This is a genomic window from Streptomyces sp. W16, assembly GCF_033194735.1.
GTDB lineage: Bacteria > Actinomycetota > Actinomycetes > Streptomycetales > Streptomycetaceae > Streptomyces.
The window spans coordinates 1-2,127 of record NZ_JAWOAI010000945.1 but is presented as its reverse complement, the minus strand read 5'-3'; the positions used below and the strand labels follow the sequence as shown (position 1 = coordinate 2,127).

The 2,127-nt window shown below is 72.5% G+C and carries 3 protein-coding genes; all 3 read right to left on the bottom strand.

Annotated elements, in window-relative coordinates; genetic code table 11:
- Positions 1-817: ROK family transcriptional regulator (locus R6V09_RS51745; protein ID WP_317888342.1), on the bottom strand; the 817-nt coding region annotated here is incomplete at its 3' end.
- 59 nt (positions 818-876) lie between these two features.
- Positions 877-1,842: a phosphotransferase family protein gene (locus tag R6V09_RS51740; protein ID WP_317888341.1), complete on the bottom strand. Its 966-nt coding sequence runs from the start codon at positions 1,840-1,842 to the stop codon at positions 877-879.
- 24 nt (positions 1,843-1,866) lie between these two features.
- On the bottom strand, positions 1,867-2,127 hold a 261-nt coding region (locus R6V09_RS51735; protein WP_317888340.1), incomplete at its 5' end, for a hypothetical protein.

Genomic DNA, 2,127 nt, shown 5'->3' with positions numbered 1-2,127 from the left:
CTGCGCCCGCGTACGCCTCCAGGCAGCCGAGGGCTCCGCAGCGGCAGCGGCGCCCCCTGACCCGTACGGTCAGATGCCCCCACTCGACGGCCCGGCCGTGCTCCACCTCGGGGGTGACGAGGCAGGCGCCGACGCCGGAGCCGAAGAGGACGACGATCGCGTTGCGCGCGCCGCGCCCGCCGCCGAACCACATCTCGGCCTGGCCGAGGGTCTTGGCCCCGTTGTCGATGAAGTACGGGACGGCGTCGGGGAGTTGGGAGGTGGAGCGGAGCAGTTCTTCGAGGGGGACCGCGTCCCAGCCGATCGTCTGGCCGTGCACGACGGCGCCGTGGTCCGGGGTGTGCTCGACTATGCCGGGGACGCCGATGCCGACGCCGAGGAGCTGTCCGGGTGCGATGTCGGCGGCGGCGAGGACTTCGGCTATGCCGTCGCGGATGTGGCCGACGATGACCTCGACCTCGTACCGCTGCTGCTCCAACGGGCGTTCGGCGCGGGCGAGTTCGGTGAGGGTCAGGTCGAACAGCTCGACGCGGACCCGGGTCTCGCCGACGTCGACGCCGATCATGTGGCCGCTGTGCGGGGCGACTCGGAGCAGGGTGCGGGGCCGGCCGCCGTCGGAGTCGACGCTGCCGGCCTCCTCGACCAGGCCGTCGGTGACGAGGTCCGCGACGACATTGCTCACCGAGCCGGAGCTGAGTCCGGTCGCCGGGCCCAGTTCGAAGCGGCTGAGGGGTCCGTCGAAGTACAGCCGTTGCAGTACGACCGTGCGGTTGGCCCGCCTGAGGTCGCGTACCGTGCGCCCGTTCCGCCCAGCCATATGGCTCCCTCCGAACCCTCTTAATTCACGCCCTGAACTAAGGGGCGGCGGAATGCACACTACGTGGTGGAGGCCGTCCCGTCGATCTCCCCGAGGGCGGCGAGCAGCTCGGGGCCGACCGTCTCCCGCCGCCAGCGGTTCTCTTCCGCGCCGAACTCCCTGGGGACCGCCTCGGTGAGCATGATCAGGTAGAGGTAGCTGCGGTAGAGGGCGTAGCGGAGGCCGGCCTGCCGGTCGAGCTCGGCCCGTCCGCCCGCTTCCCGGTAACCCGCGAGGAACGCGTCGTCCTTCCTGATGTCCCCGAGCAGCGCCAGGGAGACGAAGTCGGCCAGCGGGTCGCCCCAGAACATGCGCTCGCCGTCGATGAGGCCGCCGATACGGGGCGTTCCGGAGCTGCGGTCGACCAGGATGTTGCCCCACCACAGGTCGAAGTGGACGGCGCAGGGGACGGTGACCTCGTCCAGGGCGTCGTGGGCGGAGCGGGCCGTGCGGGCGATGTCGTCGGCGGGGAGCGGCAGCCAGGCCCGGTAGCGGCGGGCGTCGTCGAGGACCGCGTCGTACATCGTGGTGAACGCGGTCCGCCAGTCGGGGGCGAGCGGGCCGAGGGCACCGGAGGGGTAGCCGAAGCCGGGGCCGGTGATCTCGTGCAGGCGGGCGAGCAGGCGGCCCAACTCCGTGCGCAGCACGGTTACTTCGGAGTCCGTGAGGGGGTCGCCCCAGGGTTCGCCCGGGCAGAGCGTCATCAGGAGGGCGTCGCCGTCGAGGACCACGACGCGCGGTGCCGCCACCCCGGCCTTGGCGGCGGCGCCGTAGAAGTCGGCTTCGGAGACGAGGAGTTGGCGCTCGTGGGCGAGGCCGGGGGCGGTGGGTGCGGTCTTGAGGACGTAGCGGCTGCCGTCGGTGAGGGTGAGTTCCTCGACGGTGTTGTAGGTGCCGCCGCCCATGGGGCGGAGGTGGGCGAGCCGGTCCGGCGGAATGCCCGCCGAGCGGAGGATCCTCCGGGCCTGCTCCCAGGAGTCCGTCACCGTACGCCCGCCTCTCCCTTTCGGTCAGCCTGCGGCGTACACGTCCTCGACGTAACGCCCGTCCGCCATCAGTCCGTTGAGCCACCGCTCGGCGGCCGGGTCGTCGGCGCCGGGTGTGCGGTCCCGGTACAGGGTACGGAACGCCTCCCGCACGCCAGGTGCCATGCGCGCTCCGTCGCCGCACACGAACACCCGGGCGCCCGCGTCCAGCAGGGCCCACACCTCGTCGGCCTCGGCGGCGACGCGGTGCTGGACGAAGGTCGCTCCGCCCTTCGGGGCGGCACT